This window comes from Micrococcus sp. TA1, from assembly GCF_014199555.1.
In the GTDB taxonomy this organism is placed as follows: Bacteria; Actinomycetota; Actinomycetes; order Actinomycetales; family Micrococcaceae; genus Citricoccus.
The window spans coordinates 662,368-680,260 of record NZ_JACHNW010000001.1 but is presented as its reverse complement, the minus strand read 5'-3'; the positions used below and the strand labels follow the sequence as shown (position 1 = coordinate 680,260).

General features: G+C 70.7%; 13 protein-coding genes. 1 reads left to right on the top strand and 12 read right to left on the bottom strand.

The genetic code is table 11. The features are described from left to right. The gene (gene dapA / locus GGQ69_RS02810; RefSeq protein WP_183524328.1) at window positions 1-912 is read right to left on the bottom strand and encodes a 4-hydroxy-tetrahydrodipicolinate synthase; all 912 of its coding nucleotides are present in this window, start codon (window positions 910-912) and stop codon (window positions 1-3) included. Between the two features lie 74 nt (window positions 913-986). On the opposite strand from dapA, the gene GGQ69_RS02805 reads away from it, so the two are divergent. Continuing rightward, window positions 987-2,219 (top strand): heparan-alpha-glucosaminide N-acetyltransferase domain-containing protein, encoded by a 1,233-nt coding sequence (locus GGQ69_RS02805; protein WP_183524325.1) that lies wholly within the window; start codon window positions 987-989, stop codon window positions 2,217-2,219. Here GGQ69_RS02805 and GGQ69_RS02800 read toward each other — a convergent pair. The 11 genes from GGQ69_RS02800 to rpsO form a co-directional block, all read right to left on the bottom strand. Beyond that, window positions 2,216-2,650, bottom strand: coding sequence for a hypothetical protein (locus GGQ69_RS02800; protein WP_183524322.1), 435 nt, complete (start codon window positions 2,648-2,650; stop codon window positions 2,216-2,218). The two genes, GGQ69_RS02805 and GGQ69_RS02800, sit on opposite strands and share 4 nt — an antisense overlap. Before the next feature lie 9 nt (window positions 2,651-2,659). Beyond that, the gene (dapB, locus tag GGQ69_RS02795; RefSeq protein WP_183524319.1) at window positions 2,660-3,418 is read right to left on the bottom strand and encodes a 4-hydroxy-tetrahydrodipicolinate reductase; all 759 of its coding nucleotides are present in this window, start codon (window positions 3,416-3,418) and stop codon (window positions 2,660-2,662) included. A gap of 18 nt (window positions 3,419-3,436) precedes the next feature. Continuing rightward, complete coding sequence (locus tag GGQ69_RS02790) at window positions 3,437-4,681, bottom strand: nitrate/nitrite transporter (protein ID WP_298043965.1); 1,245 nt, start codon at window positions 4,679-4,681, stop codon at window positions 3,437-3,439. Window positions 4,682-4,730: 49 nt separating this feature from the next. Continuing rightward, complete coding sequence (gene narI, locus GGQ69_RS02785; RefSeq protein WP_183524317.1) at window positions 4,731-5,522, bottom strand: respiratory nitrate reductase subunit gamma; 792 nt, start codon at window positions 5,520-5,522, stop codon at window positions 4,731-4,733. Next, a complete protein-coding gene (gene narJ / locus GGQ69_RS02780; protein WP_183524313.1) occupies window positions 5,509-6,225 on the bottom strand; it encodes a nitrate reductase molybdenum cofactor assembly chaperone in 717 nt (238 codons plus the stop codon). The genes narI and narJ overlap by 14 nt, the downstream gene beginning before the upstream one ends. Then, a complete protein-coding gene (narH, locus tag GGQ69_RS02775) occupies window positions 6,222-7,952 on the bottom strand; it encodes a nitrate reductase subunit beta (RefSeq protein WP_183524310.1) in 1,731 nt (576 codons plus the stop codon). The genes narJ and narH overlap by 4 nt, the downstream gene beginning before the upstream one ends. Beyond that, window positions 7,952-11,674, bottom strand: a complete 3,723-nt coding sequence (locus tag GGQ69_RS02770) for a nitrate reductase subunit alpha (RefSeq protein ID WP_183524307.1) — start codon at window positions 11,672-11,674, stop codon at window positions 7,952-7,954. Before GGQ69_RS02770 ends, narH begins: the two co-directional genes overlap by 1 nt. Before the next feature lie 169 nt (window positions 11,675-11,843). Beyond that, complete coding sequence (locus GGQ69_RS02765; RefSeq protein WP_183524304.1) at window positions 11,844-13,373, bottom strand: sodium:alanine symporter family protein; 1,530 nt, start codon at window positions 13,371-13,373, stop codon at window positions 11,844-11,846. Between the two features lie 169 nt (window positions 13,374-13,542). Beyond that, window positions 13,543-14,868 (bottom strand): pitrilysin family protein, encoded by a 1,326-nt coding sequence (locus GGQ69_RS02760; protein WP_183524300.1) that lies wholly within the window; start codon window positions 14,866-14,868, stop codon window positions 13,543-13,545. Between the two features lie 212 nt (window positions 14,869-15,080). Next, window positions 15,081-17,348 (bottom strand): polyribonucleotide nucleotidyltransferase, encoded by a 2,268-nt coding sequence (locus GGQ69_RS02755; protein ID WP_183524297.1) that lies wholly within the window; start codon window positions 17,346-17,348, stop codon window positions 15,081-15,083. A gap of 230 nt (window positions 17,349-17,578) precedes the next feature. Then, on the bottom strand, window positions 17,579-17,848 hold the full coding sequence (gene rpsO / locus GGQ69_RS02750; protein ID WP_010145185.1) for a 30S ribosomal protein S15: 270 nt from the start codon (window positions 17,846-17,848) through the stop codon (window positions 17,579-17,581). Window positions 17,849-17,893 lie beyond the last annotated feature (45 nt).

Genomic DNA, 17,893 nt, shown 5'->3' with positions numbered 1-17,893 from the left:
CTAGAAGGTGAGTCCGGCCTCCGCGAGGTCGGCGCGGATGACGGTCTGCTCGTCCTCGGTGGCCGGCGTCAGCGGCAGGCGGACCGTGGCACTGGGAAGGATGCCCTGCCACTGCAGGATCGTCTTGGTGGACACGGCACCCTGGATGTGGGTCATGACCGCGCGCTGGTACGGGTCCAGTTCGAAGTGCAGGGCGCGCGCGGCCGCCAGGTCCCCGGCGGCCATCGCGTCCACGAGCCGACGGTAGAGCCGGGGGGCCACGTGGGCGGTCACCGAGACGACACCCACGGCGCCTAGGGCCATCAGCGGCAGGGTCAGCGCGTCCTCACCCGAGTAGATGTGCAGGTCGGTGTTGGCGGCCACCAGGGTGGTGGACTGGAAGTCGCCCTTGGCGTCCTTCAGGGCCACGATGTTCGGGTGCGCGGCCAGGGCGATGATGGTGTCCGGCTCGATCGGCATGACCGAGCGGCCCGGGATGTCGTAGAGCATGACCGGCAGGTCGGTGGACGAGGCGATGGTCTCGAAGTGCGCCCGGATCCCGGCCTGGTTCGGCTTGTTGTAGTAGGGGGTGACGAGCAGCAGGCCGTCGACGCCGGCGCGCTCGGCCAGCAGGGACAGGTGCGCCGAGTGCCCCGTGTCGTTCATGCCGGTGCCGGCGATGACCTTCGCCCGGCCGCCCACGGCCTCGACGACGGCCTCGAACATCGCGATGTTCTCCTCGTCGCGCAGGGTCGAGGTCTCCCCCGTGGTGCCGGTGACGACCAGTCCGTCCGCGCCCTCGTCCACCAGATGGGCGGCCAGCTTCTGGGCCGAGTCCAGGTCCAGGCTGCCGTCCTCCGTGAACGGCGTCACCATGGCCGGGACCATGGTGCCGAAGGGCAGTTCGGAGCGTGCGGCAGGGGTGTCGATCATGGCGTCCAGCCTACCTGCGAGAATGTCCTGCGGTGCGTAAGTCACGCACGAGGACCTGATCACAGGAGGGGTGCATGGCGCTGCGCACGGAGGTCTCACGCCGCATCCCCGGCGTGGACGCCGCGCGGGGCATCGCCCTGCTGGGCATGATCGCGACGCACCTGATGGTGCTGGTCTCCGCCGACGGGACGGAACCGACGACGGTGGGGCTGGTGTTCGCGGGGAAGTCCTCGGCCCTGTTCGCCACCCTGGCCGGCGTCGGGCTGGCCCTGCTCACCGGTGGTGCGGGCGCCCGGCGTGCACCCCACCAGCAACCGCGCCTGGGGTGGGACCGGCGCCAGGTGGCCGTCCGCGCGGGCCTGCTGTTCGTCATCGGCCTGGCCTGCGGCTCGCTGGACACGAACGTGGCGATCATCCTGGCCCACTACGCCCTGTTGTTCCTCGCCGCCCTGCCGTTCCTGCACCTGGGGGCCCGGGCGCTGACCGGCTGGGCCGCCGGGTGGCTCCTGCTCTCCCCCGTGGCGGCGAGCCTGCTCTCCGCGGTCATGCAGTCCGCGGTGGGCGCCACGGCCTACGTGGAGCACTGGCGCATCTGGCACACTCCCGCCCTGCCGGACCTCGTGGTCCAGCCGGGGTTGCTCGCGTGGGACCTGCTGTTCACCGGGTACTACCCCGTGCTGCAGTGGCTCGGCTACGTGCTGTTCGGGCTGTTCCTCGGACGACTGCGCCTGGAGCGCATTCGGGTGTCCGCCACACTGGCCGCCGGCGGTGCGGCGCTGGCCGCCACGGCGTTCCTGGTCTCCCGGGGCCTGCAGTCGCTGCCGGGGGTGCTGGAGGCGATCGCCGCCGGCACCGGGGTGGGCCCGGCCCGGCTCGAGGCACAGCTGCTGACGGGCGCCGCGATCTCCACGGAGGCGATCCAGGCCCATCCGGTGTGGTTCACCCTGGCCACCCCGCACTCCGGGGCCCCGTTGGACCTGCTGCTGACCTGCGGCACCTCGGCCATGGTGCTGGGGGTCTGCCTCCTGCTGTGCACCGTGGGCCGGGGGGTGCTGGTCTACCCCCTGATGCCCCTGATCGGGGCCGGTTCGATGACCCTGACCCTGTACGTGGGTCACCTCGTGGCGCTGGACGCGTTCGGGTCCGCCACCGCCGGCTGGCCCCGGCTGGGGCTGCTCATCGCCTACTGGGTGGGCTGCCTGGTCGCCGGGACCATATGGCGCGGCTTCGGCTGGAAGGGCCCGCTGGAGTGGGGGGTCTCGACGGTCGCGTCCACCCTGGCGGGGCCCCGGCCCCAGGGGTCCTAGGGGTAGAGCCGGATCGCGTCCCGCATGGCCCGGCGGGCCCGGGTCCGGTCGCCCGAGGCGTCATAGCCCAAGGAGAGCCGGTACCAGGAACGCCAGTCCTCCGGGGCGGCCTCGGCCTCGGCCCGGAAGACCTCGAAATGCGCGTCCGCCACGGTGCGGTCGATCCGCCCGCCGGGTGAGCGCGGCAGGTCGTCGACGGGCAGGCCGCCCTCGGCGGCGAGCGTGCGGCCCAACCGCTCCATCATGATCCCGAAGCGCAGTTCACGCCACAGCGTCCACAATCCGACGGCCACGATCCCCAGGGTGGCCACCCCGAGCACCTTGGCCACCGGCTGCGGCGCCTGCATGAAGCCGACCGCCGAGACCACGGCGAGCACGGCGAACAGCAGCATGAGGGCGACGATCGCGCCCACACCGATCTTGGTCTTCATCAGGTCCCGTCAGTCCAGGTCGAGGTAGCCGTCGAGGCCGTAGGTCAGTCCCGGCCGCGAGGCCACGGTGCGCAGCCCCAGCAGCACCCCGGGCATGTACGCACCGCGGTCGAAGGCGTCGTGGCGGACGACCAGCTGCTCGCCCGGCCCGCCCAGGAGCACCTCCTGGTGGGCCTCCAGCCCGCGCAGCCGCACGGAGTGCACCCGGACACCGTCCACGAGGGCCCCGCGCGCTCCGTCCGGATCATGGGTGGTGGCGTCCGGGGAGGGTCCGACACCGGCCGCGGCCCGGGACTCGGCGATCAGTCCCGCCGTGCGCACGGCCGTGCCCGAGGGGGCGTCAACCTTGGCCGGGTGGTGCATCTCGATGAGCTCCACCGAGGGGAAGTACTTGGCGGCCTTGGCCGCGAAGGCGCTGGCCAGGACCGAGCCGAGGGCGAAGTTGGGGGCGATGAGGACCCCGACCCCGGGGTGTCCCGCGAGCTGCTCGGCCAGCACCGCCCGCCGTTCACCGGACCAGCCGGAGGTCCCGACGACGGTGTGCAGACCGTTCTCGACGGCGAAGGACACGTGGTCGGGCGATGCGTCCGGGACCGAGAGGTCCAGGACGTGGGTGGCACCGGCCTCGAGCACGGACTCCATCCGGTCCTTTGAGCCGAGCCGGGCGACGAGTTCCAGGTCTGCGGCGTCGTCGACCGCCTCGACGGCGTAGTGGCCCATCTTCCCTGAGGCGCCCAGGATGGCGACGCGGATCGAGTCTTGAGTCATGGACTCCAGTCTATGGCGCTACACCGCGGCCGCCGACGCCGCCTGCCGCTCATCGACCCTGCCGCCGTTGCGGACGGTGAAGGTCAGCGCCAGTGCCACGAGCGCGAAGGTGGCCAGCAGCATCAGCCCCACGAAGTAGCTGTTGTGCTCCTCGTTGTAGGTGGCTCCCATCACCAGCGGCGGGAAGTACCCGCCCAGCCCGCCGGCCGCGGCGATGATGCCGCCGATCGTCCCGACGTCACGCGGGTCCGCGGCGCGGCCGACCCAGCCGAACACGCCGCCGGTGCCCAGTCCCAGGAACAGGGCCATGAGCAGGAAGACGGGTCCGTAGACGCGTTCGGCGCCGGGCTGCAGGGCCACGATGACCGCCATGACCGCGGCCCCGGCGAACGAGGTCAGCGTGACGGCCCGCGGGCCGAGCCGGTCGGCGAGGGTGCCACCGACCGGCCGGGCGACCACGGCGGCCAGGGCGAAGCCGGCGGTGCGCCAGCCGGCCTCGGTGGCGGCGTAGTCGTAGATGTTGCCCAGGTAGGTGGGCAGGTAGTTGGAGAAGGCCACGAAGGCACCGAAGACCACGCCGTAGAGGAAGCAGAGCTGCCAGGTGACCAGCTGGGAGAAGGCCCGCCGGAGCTTGGGCAGCGCCGGGGTGGGCGTGGTGCCGGCCCGGGCGGGAGACTCCCGCAGCAGCAGGGCGCAGAGCACCGCGACCACCGCGACGATGACGGCCACGAGGACGTGGGTGGTCAGGTAGCCGATCCCGGCCACCAGTTGCGGGGTGGCGAAGGCGGAGACCGCGGTGCCGACCATGCCCGCCCCGAAGATGCCGGTGGCGAAGCCCTTGCGGTGCGGCGGATACCAGGCGGAGACGAAGGGGATGCCGATCGCGAAGACCGCTCCGGCGATGCCGAGGAAGAACGCCACGACCAGCAGCGGGACGTAGGCACCCAGCGACCCGACCAGGCCGGTGACCAGCACCAGTGGTGCCGTGAGGCCGAGCAGCACGGTGAACATGAGGCGCCCGCCGTAGCGGTCCGTCAGCACCCCGACCGGAACGCGGGCGACCGCGCCGACGAGGATCGGCATGGCCACCAGGACCGCGGTCTGGGTCGGGGCCAGGCCCATCTGCTCGGTGTAGCGGGCGGACAGCGGGCCGATCATCGTCCAGGCCCAGAACCCGACGGTGGAGGCCAGCGTGGCCAGCCACAGGTTCAGGGTCTGGCCCCGCAGGTCGGCGTCGCGGGCGGCGGGTGCGGTGGCGCTCATGGTCTGGCTCCTGGTTCCTGGTCCTGGTTCCTGGTCCTGGCGGCGGGTCCTAGCGGCGGGTCCGGGTACGCTCGCGGTCCGGGGTTCCCACGGGGTCCCAGCCGCGGCGGACGGGGACCGTCCCGCGGCCGGGCCGGCGGCTGTCCCGGGAGCGGTAGACGATGTAGGGACGGAACAGGTAGTGCAGCGGGGCGGTGAAGGCGTGCACCAGCCGGGTGAACGGCCAGACCGCGAACAGGGCGAACGCCCACAGCACGTGGACCTTGAAGCCCAGGGAGGCGGCGGCCATCGCGGCCACGTCCGGCTGCAGGATCCAGATGGAGCGGAACCACGGGGACACGGTGCTGCGGTAGTCCGTCACCGAGTGGTCGAACACGGAGATCGCGGTGACGGCCAGTCCCGCCAGGATCGCCCCCACCAGCAGCACGTACATGAACTTGTCGTTCTTGGTGGTGGCCATGAAGACGGGTCCCGTGGTGCGGCGGCGGTAGACGAGCAGCACGATCCCCACGAGGGTGCCGATGCCGGCGATCGAGCCGATGCCCAGGGCCATCACGTGGTACATGTCCTCCGTGACCCCCAGCGCGTCCGTCCAGGCCCGCGGGATCACCAGTCCCACGATGTGGCCGACCAGCACGGCCAGGATGCCGAAGTGGAACAGCGGGGACGCCCAGCGCAGCAGCCGCGACTCGTACAGCTGGGAGGACCGGGTGGTCCAGCCGAACTGGTCGTAGCGGTAGCGCCAGACGGTGCCCCCGATGAAGAAGGCCAGGACGATGTAGGGCAGCACGCCCCAGAGCAGTACGTCCCAGATGCCGACGGGGGCCTCAGCGCCGTCCATGTCCTGATCCTTCCGAGGTGGGGGTGAAGGGGAGCAACCGCGGGTCGGAGGCGTCCAGCCCGACCGTCTCGGCGGGCGGGCCGTACCCGGCCATGGCCTGCACGGCGCTCTTGTCCGCGGGCGAGGGGCCGGGCAGGGTGGAGCAGACCAGGGCGACGATCCCCTGCTGGGGCAGCGCGTCGTCCCGCAGGGCCAGGCGCAGCAGTTCCAGGGAGGGCCGGTAGCGCTGGAGCAGCTCGTAGCCGGCGTCCGGACTCACCCGGGCGGCGAACTCGAGCACCAGCGGGAGGTAGTCCGGCAGCTCGGCGTCGTCCGGTGCGCAGCCGTGGGAACGGTAGACCTCCTTGAACGCGGCCAGCGCCTCGCCCCGGCGGCGCGTGTCCCCGTCCGTCCAGTAGGTCAGGTGCAGGCTGTGCCGCCGGGACAGGTCGTACTCCCGGACGTAGTCGGACTGGACCTCGTGCAGGGGCCGGGCGGTGAGCCAGTCGACCAGTGGCTGGGTCAGGGCCGGTTCCACGCCGACCTCGGCGAGCGCCGCGCGCACCGGCTCGATCCGCTCCAGCAGCTCCTCGTCCGGATAGGACAGCAGCACCGCCGCCGCCTGCCGCACGACCGCGCTGCGGACCGGGTCGGGGTCCGTGAAGTCCTCCGGGTCCAGGCTGCCCCTCCCGGGCTTGCCCAGCAGCCGCTCCAGGAGCCTCATGCCGTCTCACCGCTTCGGGTGGTGGTGCCGTCGGCCGGACCGGGCGGTTCCTCCACCTGGCCCACGTCCTCGGCCGTGCGGTGCGGGAACAGGCCCTCGGGCGTGCCGTGGCCGTCCCAGTTGAGCAGGTTCACGCGGCCGGCCAGCTGGGTGTTGCCGGTCGGGTCGTCGGCGGTCTGCCGGGCCTGCAGGGCCATGAACGTCTCCTGGGCCACCGGGACCGGCCGCCCGGAGGCCTCCCCGAACCCGCCCATCTGGCCCATGCCGGGGCCACCGTCCACGTCCAGCGAGCAGCCCAGCTCCTCGAGGTTGTGGGCGTCCTCCACGTGGGCCGAGGGGATGACGTAGCGCTCGCCGTACTTGGCGATCGCCATCAGCCGGTACATCTCCTGGACCTGGGCCCCGGTCATGCCGACGGCCCGGGCGATGGACTCGTCCGCCTCCCGGCCCAGGGTGATGTCGCGCATGTAGGAGCGCATGGCGGCGAGCCTGCGCAGCACGTCCATGACCAGCCGGGTGTCACCGGCGGTGAACAGCTCGGCCAGGTACTCCACCGGGATCCGCAGCGACTCGATGGCCCCGAACAGGTTCTCGGCGTCCTCGCCGTCGTGGCCCTGGTCCTTGAGCAGGTCGACCACCGGGGACAGCGGCGGGACGTACCAGACCATCGGCATGGTCCGGTACTCCGGATGCAGCGGCAGGGCCACCCGCATCTCCTTGGCCAGCTTGTACACCGGCGAGCGCCGGGCCGCGTCGAGCCAGTCCTCGGGGATGCCCTCGGCCCGCGCCGCCTCGATCACGGCCGGGTCGTGCGGGTCCATCATGAGGTCGAGCTGGGCCTCGTACAGGTCCTGCTCGTCCGGGACCGAGGCGGCCTCGGTGACCCGGTCGGCGTCGTACAGGAAGATGCCGATGTACCGCAGCCGGCCCACGCAGGTCTCCGCGCACACCGTGGGGATGCCCACCTCCACGCGGGGGTAGCAGAACGTGCACTTCTCGGCCTTGCCGGACTTGTGGTTGTAGTAGATCTTCTTGTACGGGCAGCCGGTCACGCACTGGCGCCAGCCGCGGCAGCGGTCCTGGTCCACCAGCACGATCCCGTCCTCGGCGCGCTTGTAGATGGCCCCGGAGGGACAGGAGGCCATGCAGGAGGGGTTCAGGCAGTGCTCGCAGATCCGCGGCAGGTAGAACATGAAGGTCTGCTCGAACTCGAACCTGACCTTGTCCTCCGACTCCCTCCGGACCTTCTCCACGATCGGGTCCAGGTGACCGGACCCGGCGGTGCCGCCCAGGTTGTCGTCCCAGTTCGCCGACCAGGAGATCCGGGTGTCCTTCCCCGTGATCAGTGACTTGGGCCTGGCCACCGGGAAGTCGTCCCCGGCCGGGGCGTTGATGAGGTTCTCGTAGTCGTAGGTCCACGGCTCGTAGTAGTCCTTGAGCTCGGGCTGCACCGGCGAGGCGAAGATCCCGAACATCTTGGCCAGGCGGCCCCCGGACTTGAGCCTGAGGTTCCCCCGCCGGTTCAGCTCCCAGCCGCCCCGCCACTTCTCCTGGTCCTCGTACCGGCGCGGATAGCCCTGACCGGGGCGGGTCTCCACGTTGTTGAACCACACGTACTCGGTGCCGGCACGGTTGGTCCAGGCCTGCTTGCACGTCACGGAGCAGGTGTGGCAGCCGATGCATTTGTCCAGTGCCATCACCATGGCGGTCTGGGCCATGATCCTCATCAGTACTGCACCTCCTGGGAGCGCTTGCGGACCACCGAGATGATGTCCCGCTGGTTGCCGGTGGGGCCGAGGTAGTTGAACGCCCAGGACAGGTGCGCGTAGCCGCCGATCATGTGCGTGGGCTTGACCAGGATCCGGGTCACCGAGTTGTGGATGCCCCCGCGCCGTCCCGTGGCCTCGGACTTCGGCACGTCGATGGTGCGTTCCTGGGCGTGGTGGACGTACACGACGCCCTCGGGCATCCGGTGGGAGACGATCGCCCGGCCCACGAACACCCCGTTGTTGTTGACGCACTCCACCCAGTCGTTGTCCGTCACCTCGATGAGCGCGGCGTCCTGGGCGCTCATCCACACGGAGGTGCCGCCGCGGGAGAGCGAGAGCATGAACAGGTTGTCCTGGTACTCCGAGTGGATGGACCACTTGTTGTGCGGGGTCAGGTAGCGCAGCGAGATCGACAGCTCCCCGCGCTCGCCCAGCTTCGGCTCGCCGAACAGGCGGTGCATGTCCAGCGGCGGCCGGTACAGCGGCAGCATCTCCCCCATGTCCTTCATCCAGTCGTGGTCCAGGAAGAAGTGCATGCGCCCGGTCAGGGTGTGGAAGGGCTTGAGCCGCTCGATGTTGACCGTGAACGGGGCGTACCGCCGCCCGCCCGTCTCCGAACCGGACCACTCCGGGGAGGTGATCACGGGCACCGGCGCGGCCTGGGTGTCCGCGAAGGTGATCCGCTTCTCCTGGCTGCCGGCGGCCAGGTCCGCCAGCGGCACCCCGGTGCGCTTCTCCAGGGTCTCGAATCCCTGCACGGCCAGTTCCCCGTTGGTGGTCCCGGAGAACATCAGGATGGCCTCGGCCATCCGCGCGTCGGTGTCCACGGCCGGGCGGCCGGCGGCGGCACCGGAGTCGAACACCCCGTGCAGCCGGCCGAGCAGCTCGACCTGCTCGGTGACGTCGTACGTGATGTGCTTGGTCGTGAAGCCCAGCGTCTCCGCCAGCGGCCCGACCGCGGTGAACTTGTCCCCGATGGCCGTGTAGTCCCGCTCCACGATCTTCAGGTTCGGCAGGTTCCTCCCGGGCACGGCCGGCAGGTCGGTGCCCTTCCACTCCGGGACGATGCCCCCGGGCTGGGCGATCTCCCCCGGGGTGTCGTGCGTCAGCGCCGTGGCGACGACGTCCCGGCGCACCCCCAGGTGGGTCCTGGACTGGCGCGAGACCTCCTCGGCGAGCAGCCGGAACAGGTCGTAGTCGGTCTTGGCCTCCCACGGCGGGGTGATCGCGGGGGTGAAGGCGTGCACGTAGGGGTGCATGTCCGTGGAGGACAGGTCGTGCTTCTCGTACCAGGTGGCGGCCGGGAACACCACGTCCGAGAGCAGCGTGGAACTGGTCATCCGGAAGTCCGCGGAGACCAGCAGGTCCAGCTTCCCCTCGGGGGCCTCCTCGTGCCAGCGGACGTCGCGCGGCCGGGACTCGCCGTGGTCCCCGCCCAGCACGTTGTGGTGGGTGCCCAGCAGGTGCTTGAGGAAGTACTCCTCCCCCTTGGCCGAGGACCCGAGGAGGTTCGAGCGCCACAGCACCAGGGTGCGCGGCCAGTTGGCCTCGGCGTCCGGGTCCTCCACCGCCATCTGCAGGGACTCGTCCTTGAGCCGGGCGGCGATCCACTCGGCCTCGGTGGCGGCCTCGCCGTTCCCGACGGCGGCCGCGGCCCGGTCCGCGACGTCCAGCGGGTTCTGGGTGAACTGCGGGTAGAACGGCATCCAGCCCAGGCGGGTGGACTGGGCGATCACGTCCGCGGTGTGCTTGCCCGCCAGGTGGCCCTCGGCCAGCGGGGACTGCAGTGAGTCCGTGGAGTAGCCGTCCGAGCGGAACTGGTCCGTGTGCATGTACCAGAAGGCGGTGCCGATCATGAACCGCGGCGGACGGGTCCAGTCCGAGGCGGCCGCCATGGCGGCCCAGCCGGTGATGGGCCGGGCCTTCTCCTGGCCGACGTAGTGCGCCCAGCCGCCGCCGTTGCGGCCCTGGCAGCCGGAGAGCATCAGCAGCGCCAGGATGGCGCGGTACGTGGCGTCCCCGTGGTACCACTGGCAGATGCCGGCGCCGAGGATGATCATGGACCGCCCGCCGGAGTCCTCGGCGTTCTTGGCGAACTCGCGGGCGGTGCGGATGGCGGCCTCGGCGGGCACCGAGGTGATGTCCTCCTGCCAGGCCGGGGTGTAGGGCGTGTGGGGGTCGTCGTAGCCGCCGGCCCACTGGCCCGGCAGGCCTGCGCGGCCGACGCCGTACTGGGCGAGCATCAGGTCGAACACCGTGGTGACCTTCCGCCCGGCCACCTCGGTGACCGGGACCCCCCGGCGGATCACCGACCCGGAGCCGTCCGCGGCGGTGAAGGCGGGCAGGTCCACCACGGAGGCGCCGCCGTCGTACCCCGCGGTGTCCGCCACCGACAGCGAGGGCCGCACGCCCTTCAGGTCCAGGTTCCAGCGCCCCTCGTCCCGCTCGTTGTACCGGAAGCCCACGGAGCCCTGCGGCACCACCGGGGTGCCGGCGTCCCGGTCCATCAGCACCGTCTTGAAGTGCGGGTCCGCCGCGTCGGCCTCGGGCCCGCCGAGGTCGGCGGCCGTGAGGAACTTGCCGGGCACCACGGTGCCGTCCGCGCGCTCGTCCAGGGTGACGAGGAAGGGCAGGTCCGTGTACTGCAGCACGTAGTCCTCGAAGAACGGCACGCGGCGGTCCACGAAGTTCTCCCGGAGCACCACGTGCCCCATGGACATCGCCAGGGCGGCGTCCGTGCCGGCCTGGGCCGGCAGCCACTCGTCCGCGAACTTGGTGTTGTCCGCGTAGTCCGGGCTGACGGAGACGACCTTGGTGCCGCGGTAGCGCACCTCCGCCATCCAGTGGGCGTCCGGGGTGCGGGTGACGGGGACGTTGGAGCCCCACATCATCAGGTAGGTGGCGTCCCACCAGTCACCGGACTCGGGCACGTCGGTCTGGTCGCCGAACACCTGGGGGCTGGCCACCGGGAGGTCCGCGTACCAGTCGTAGAAGCTGTTCATCACCCCGCCGATGAGGTTGATGAACCGCGCGCCGGCGGCGTGGGAGACCATGGACATGGCCGGGATGGGCGAGAAGCCGGTGCAGCGGTCCGGGCCGTAGGTCCTGATGGTGTGCACGTGGGCGGCCGCGGAGAGCTCGATCGCCTCCTGCCAGCTGGCCCGCACCAGACCGCCCTTGCCGCGGGCCCGCTGGTAGGTGCGGCGCCTGTCCGGGTCCTCGACGATGGACCGCCAGGCCGTCACCGGATCGCCCCCGGTGGCCTTCTTGGCGTCACGGTACATCTGCAGCAGCGTGCCGCGGACGTAGGGGTAGCGCACGCGGGTGGGCGAGTACGTGTACCAGGAGAACGCGGCGCCGCGGGGGCAGCCGCGCGGCTCGTACTCGGGACTGTCCGGGCCGACCGAGGGGTAGTCGGTCTCCTGGGCCTCCCACGTGATGATCCCGTCCTTGACGTACACCTTCCAGGAACAGGACCCGGTGCAGTTCACCCCGTGGGTGGAGCGGACCACCTTGTCGTGACTCCACCGGTTCCGGTAGAACGCGTCACCGTCCCGGCCCCCCTCCCGGAAGACCGCTCGGCCGTCCTCGGTCTCGTCCCATCGGGTGAAGAACCGACCGATGCTGAGCAGTGCCTGAGTTGCCGGGCCATCCATGCCGGGCTTGACCGGGGTCACCATGGGGCCACTGTAAGCATGACGAGGCCCCCAGCGGCAGACCCCAGTCATGGGATCGGCCGCCGGAGGCCTCGTGAGGGGCGATTGTTCACCGGTCGGTCACCTGACCGGGCCGGACAGCCCGGTCAGGCCCGTGCGCGTGCCCTCATCGCGCCCGGTCGTGGTCCGTGGGTCACACGGGGCCGGCGTCGCCCTCCCGGATGCGCTCCGGGTTGAGCGAGCGGCCGGTGTGCGTGCGGGAGGAGCCGACGACGTTCCCGGACTTCCAGTCCGCCCAGCCCGGACGATCGACCATGAAGTCCTCGATCTCGGCCGCGGAGGCCACGAGCTTCGGGTCGTGCTTGAGGTAGTGACGGGTCTCCCGGGCGATCAGGCCGGACAGGATGAGCAGGCCGATGAGGTTCGGCAGGGCCATCAGGCCGTTCATGATGTCGGAGAAGTTCCAGACGACCGCCAGCGGCACGGTGCAGCCGATGAAGACCACGAGCGAGAACACGACGCGGTACGGCATCACCAGCCGCTGGCCGAAGAGGCGCTCGACGTTGCGCTCGCCGTAGTAGGACCAGCCCAGGATGGTGGAGAAGGCGAACATCACCAGGCCGAGGGTGACGATCCAGTGGCCCCACTGGCCCGGCAGGCCGGTGGAGAACGCCTCGCCGGTCATCAGGGCCGCGGAGACCTGTTCGCCGGTCTCCTCGTCGACGCGGTTCCAGGCGCCGGTGGTGATGATGACCAGGCCCGTGCAGCTCACGACGATGATGGTGTCGATGAACGTCTGGGTCATCGAGACCAGGCCCTGGCGGACCGGGTGCGTGGTCTGCGCGGCAGCGGCCGCGATCGCGGCAGAGCCCATGCCGGACTCGTTCGAGAACATGCCGCGGGCCACGCCGTACTGGATCGCGATGATCAGGATCGATCCGGTGAACCCGCCGACGGCGGCGGTGCCGGTGAAGGCATCGGTGAAGATCAGGGCGAGGGCGGCCGGGATGTCCACGACGTTGGCGATGAGGATGTACAGCGACGCCGCCACGTAGAAGACGATCATGACCGGCACGAACCCGGCGGTGACCCGGCCGATGGACTTGATGCCGCCCACCAGCACGAGCAGGGTCATCACGGTCAGGATGATGCCGGTGATCCAGGGCAGCAGGCCGAAGGACTCCTCGACGTTGGCCGCGATGGAGTTGGCCTGGGTCATGTTGCCGATGCCGAAGGAGGCCAGGAAGGCGAAGACGGCGAAGGACAGCGCCAGGATCTTCCCGAGCGGGCCCTTGATGGCCTTCTGCAGGTAGTACTGCGGCCCGCCGGACTTGTCCCCGGCCTCGTCGGTGGTCCGGAACCGGACGGCCAGATAGGCCTCCGAGTACTTCGAGGCCATGCCCACCAGGCCGGTCACCCACATCCAGAACAGGGCGCCCGGCCCGCCGATGCCGATGGCGGTGGCCACGCCGACGATGTTGCCGGTGCCCACGGTGGCCGCCAGGGCGGTGGTGAGGGCCTGGAACTGCGAGATGTCACCCTCCTCGGAGTCATCCCGGCGCCGGATGATCCCGAGGTTCAGAGCGGGGAAGAGCTTGTGGAATTGCAGGAACCCCAGCCGGATGGTCAGGTACAGGCCCGTGCCGAGCAGCAGCGGGATGAGGAAGAAGGGCCCCCAGACGAAGGACCCGATGTCTCCCAGGACTTTTTCCAGTTGTTCCATGACGATGGACCGGTCTTTCTCTCACAGGGTGCGATGCCCGTCCCCCACGGGCCTGAACCGGCCACCGCAGCGGCCGGAACGTCCAGAATGTGTCATGCACCACGGCCAGTCAAGCGACGTGCCGACGAATGCGGGAACCTGAACATGATGGACATGTTCAACCGTTCCCTCAGGATCTGCGGGGCGAGTCCGGCCCGACCACGATGGTGGCCCGCGGCGACTCCGCCAGGCGTCGGGCCACCGCGCGGACCTGGTCGGAGGTGACCTGGCGCCACCGGTCCAGGGCACCGTCCAGGTCCACGAACTCACCGGTCACGAGCTCTGCGCGTCCCAGCCGGGACATCCGGGACCCGGTGTCCTCCAGGCCCAGGACCGTGCCCCCGGACAGCTGTCCGCGGGCGCGGTCGAGCTCCTCGTCGGTGATGCCGTGCTCGGCCAGGCGTTCCAGTTCCCGCACCATCAGCCCGGCCACGGAGTCCGCCCGGGCCGGGGAGCAGCCGGCGTACAGCCCGAAGTAGCCCACGTCCGAGTAGGAGGCCGAGAACGAGTACGTGTTGTAGGCCAGTCCGCGCTTCTCCCGGACCTCCTGGAACAGCCGGGAGCTCATGCCGCCGCCCAGGGCCGAGTTCATCACGGCCAGGGCGAACCGGTCCGGATCCAGGGTGTGCACGGAGCGGCCTCCGACGAGGACCGAGGCCTGCTCCACCGGGCGTGCCACCCGGTGCACGCCCTCGGTGATCCCGGCCCCGGTGTAGACGTGGCTGCGCCGCGGGGCCGGTGCGGCGCCCTCGGGCAGGTCCCAGCCGGAGCGCTGCAGGGCCTGCAGGACCAGCCGGCACACCTCCTCGTGGTCCAGCCCCCCGGCCGCGGTCACCACCAGCTCGTCCGGCCGGTACCACTGCCGGTAGTGGTCCACCACGCGGTCGCGGGAGATCACCCGGATGGCGTCCGGGGTGCCACCGATCGGGCGGCCGAGCGGGTGCCCGTCCAGCAGCCTGATGGCCAGCTCCTCGTGGGCTGTGTCGACGGGGTCGTCGGCGTCCATGGCGAGTTCCTCGAGGATGACGCCCCGCTCGGTCTCCAGTTCCACCGGGTCGATCAGCGCCGAGGTCACCATGTCGGTGATGACCTCGATGGCCATCGGCAGGTCGGTGTCCAGCACCCGTGCGTGGTAGCAGGTGGACTCCTTCGCGGTCGAGGCGTTGGACTCCCCGCCCACGCGGTCGAACGCGGTGGCGATGTCCATCGCGGACCGGTGCGGGGTGCCCTTGAAGAGCAGGTGCTCCAGGAAGTGCGTCGAGCCGAAGCCCCCCTCGGCCTCGTCGCGCGATCCCACAGCGATCCAGAAGCCGATCGTCACCGACCGCTGCTCCGGCATCGACTCCGTGAGCACCCGGACGCCCCCGGGCAGCACGGACCGGCGCACCACGGAGCCGTGCCCGGCGTCCTGGATGGTGCCGGTGAAGTCTGCGGGGATCGGGATGGTGGGAGTCATGTGCCTGAAACTACCAGCGCGCGCCCACGGTTCCGGCCACCGCGCCTGCTCCCGGGTACGCGACAGGCCGGTGGGCCGCACTCTCGTGCGGCCCACCGGCCTGTCAGGACGCGTTCACCCCTCCTCCCGCGGTCCCCGCCCCAGGCGCGGCACCGGCCGGAGCCGGGCTGCGCCGTCGTCGGGACGTCCGGGAGGACCGGCGGGAGGGAGCGTCAGCCCTCCTGGTCCGCGCCCTCGGACTCCTCGGAACCGGACCCGCCCTCGGACGAGGCGCCGTCCTCGACCACGGGGGCCAGGGAGAGCTTGCCGCGGTCGTCGATCTTGGTGATCTCCACCTGGATCTTCTGGCCGACCTCGACGACGTCCTCGACGTCCTCGACGCGCTTGCCCTCGTTGATCTTGCGCAGCTCGGAGATGTGCAGCAGCCCGTCCTTGCCCGGGGTCAGGGACACGAAGGCGCCGAAGGTGGTCAGCTTCACCACGGTGCCGAGGTAGCGCTCACCAACCTCGGGGACCTGCGGGTTGGCGATGGCGTTGACCGCCGACCGGGCGGCCTCGGCCTGCGAGCCCTCGGTGGCGCCGATCAGCACGGTGCCGTCGTCCTCGATGGAGATGTCCGCGCCGGTGTCGTCCTGGATCTGGTTGATCATGGCGCCCTTGGGGCCGATGACCGCACCGATCTTGTCCACCGGGATCTTGATGGCGATGATCCGCGGCGCGTACTGGCTCATCTCGTCCGGTGCGTCGATCGCGGCGTTCAGGACGCCCAGGATGTGCAGCCGGGCCTCACGGGCCTGGGTCAGGGCGGCCGCCAGCACGGAGGCCGGGATGCCGTCCAGCTTGGTGTCCAGCTGGATCGCGGTGACGAACTCGGAGGTGCCGGCCACCTTGAAATCCATGTCACCGAAGGCATCCTCGGCGCCGAGGATGTCGGTCAGGGCCGCGTACCGCGTCTGGCCGTCCACGGTGTCCGAGACGAGGCCCATGGCGATGCCGGCCACGGGGGCCTTCAGCGGCACGCCGGCGTTGAGCATCGACAGGGTCGAGGCGCAGACCGAGCCCATGGAGGTGGAGCCGTTGGAGCTCAGGGCCTCGGAGACCTGGCGGATGGCGTAGGGGAACTCCTCGCGGGAGGGCAGCACGGGCACGATGGCCCGCTCGGCCAGTGCGCCGTGGCCGATCTCGCGGCGCTTCGGGGAACCCACGCGGCCGGTCTCGCCGGTGGAGTACGGCGGGAAGTTGTAGTGGTGGATGTAGCGCTTGGAGGTCTCCGGGGCCAGCGAGTCGATCTGCTGTTCCATCTTGAGCATGTTCAGCGTGGTGACACCCATGATCTGGGTCTCCCCGCGCTCGAAGATGGCGGAGCCGTGCACGCGCGGCAGGACCTCGACCTCGGCGGTCAGCTTGCGGATGTCCGTCAGGCCACGGCCGTCGATGCGGACCTGGTCCTTGAGGATGCGCTGGCGCACGACCTGCTTGGTGACGGCACCGTAGGCCTTGGCGACCTCCTGGCGGCGCTCGGCGAAGGCCGCGCCCTCACCGGTCAGTGCCTCGATGACCTCGAGGTGGTAGGCGTCGGAGGCGTTCTGGCGCTCCTGCTTGTCACCGATCGAGTAGATCTCGGTCAGCCGGGCGGCGGCGAACTCCTCCACCGCGGCGTAGGCGTCGTCCTCGTAGTCCTTGAAGACGGGGACGTCCACCGGGGCCTTGGCCGCGCGGGCGGCCAGGTCGGCCTGGGCCTCGCACAGGGCCTTGATGAACGGCTTGGCGGCCTCGAGGCCCTCGGCCACGATCTCCTCGGTGGGGGCGGTGGCGCCCTGGTCCTTGACCAGGCTCCAGACGCCGGGGGTGGCCTCTGCCTCGACCATCATCACGGCGATGTCGTCACCGGCCACGCGGCCGGCCACGGCCATGTTGAACACGGCGTTCTCCAGCTGCGAGTGCTTCGGGAAGGCGACCCACTGGCGGTTGCCGGCGCCGTCGTCGATCAGGGCGACGCGCACGCCGCCGATCGGGCCGGAGAACGGCAGGCCCGAGAGCTGGGTGGACATGGACGCGGCGTTGATGGCCACGGTGTCGTAGATCTCGTCCGGGGCGATCGAGGTGACGGTCACGACGACCTGCACCTCGTTGCGGATGCCCTTGGTGAAGGCCGGGCGCAGCGGACGGTCGATCAGGCGGCAGGTGAGGATGGCGTCCGTGGTCGGACGGCCCTCACGCCGGAAGAACGAGCCGGGGATGCGGCCGGCGGCGTACATCCGCTCCTCCACGTCCACGGTGAGCGGGAAGAAGTCGAAGCCCTCGCGCGGGGACTTGCCGACGGTGGTGGCGGACAGCATCGACGTCTCCTCGTCGATGTAGACCATGGCCGCACCGGCGGCCTGCTGGGCCAGGCGGCCCGTCTCGAAGCGCACGACGCGCTGGCCGTAGGAGCCGTTGTCGATGACGGCTTCGGCGAACTGGATCTCGGGACCCTCCATGGGTGGGTGTCCTTTCGTAGCGGCCCGCCGCGTCACCACCCGGTCTTCGATCGAAGCCCCCGGACGCTTGGGTTCCGGAGGCCACTGTCGAGGACCGCGAACGGCGACTCGTGAGCGGGCATGGATAGAGATGGTGGGAGCCGTGCGCTCGGCGCGGTCCCCCGGATAAGACTAGAGGCGGCGACCCGCTGGGGGGAAACCCCCACGCGGACCGCCGCCCCTACGTCACGTCACTTACGCAGGCCCAGACGCTCGATCAGGGCGCGGTAGCGCGCGATGTCGGTCTTCTCGAGGTAGCCGAGCATGCGACGACGGCGACCGACCAGGGCCATCAGGCCGCGGCGGGTGTGGTGGTCGTGCTTGTGCGACTTCAGGTGCTCCGTCAGGTCCTTGATGCGCCGGGACAGCACGGCGATCTGGACCTCGGGGGAACCGGTGTCACCCTCGTGGGTGGCGTATTCCTTGATGATGGACGTCTTGACGGCGGGGTCGAGTGCCACGCGAACTCCTCATGAGTTGTGCCGCGATCAGAGAGGACGGTCCCG